Genomic DNA, 380 nt, shown 5'->3' with positions numbered 1-380 from the left:
GTGCTGCACGAGACCAGCCAGCTCGACTGGGACGAGATGATCGACATCAACCTCTCGGGTGTCTGGAAGTCGGTCAAAGCCGGTGTGCCGCACCTGATCGAAGGCGGCCGCGGCGGCTCGATCATCCTGACCAGCTCGGTCGGTGGCCTCAAGGCCTACCCGCACTGCGGTAACTATGTCGCCGCCAAGCACGGCGTCGTCGGCCTCATGCGCGGCTTCGCCGTGGAGCTGGGTCAGCACAACATCCGTTGCAACACCGTGCATCCCACGCATGTGGCGACCCCGATGCTGCACAACGACGGAACGTTCAAGATGTTCCGGCCCGACCTGGAGAACCCGGGCCCCGACGACATGGCGCCGATCTGCCAGCTGTTCCACAC

The 380-nt window shown here is 64.7% G+C and carries 1 protein-coding gene; it reads left to right on the top strand.

Features of this window, described 5'->3' with window-relative positions; translation table 11 throughout:
• The coding region (locus tag RNB18_RS53510) for an SDR family NAD(P)-dependent oxidoreductase (RefSeq protein WP_311721247.1) at positions 1-380 on the top strand (380 nt) is incomplete at both ends.

It is taken from the genome of Streptomyces doebereineriae, from assembly GCF_031845645.1.
GTDB classification, from domain to species: Bacteria; Actinomycetota; Actinomycetes; order Streptomycetales; family Streptomycetaceae; genus Streptomyces; species Streptomyces canus.
The sequence above is the reverse complement of the archived record's forward strand: the minus strand, read 5'-3'. Positions and strand labels throughout refer to the sequence as shown.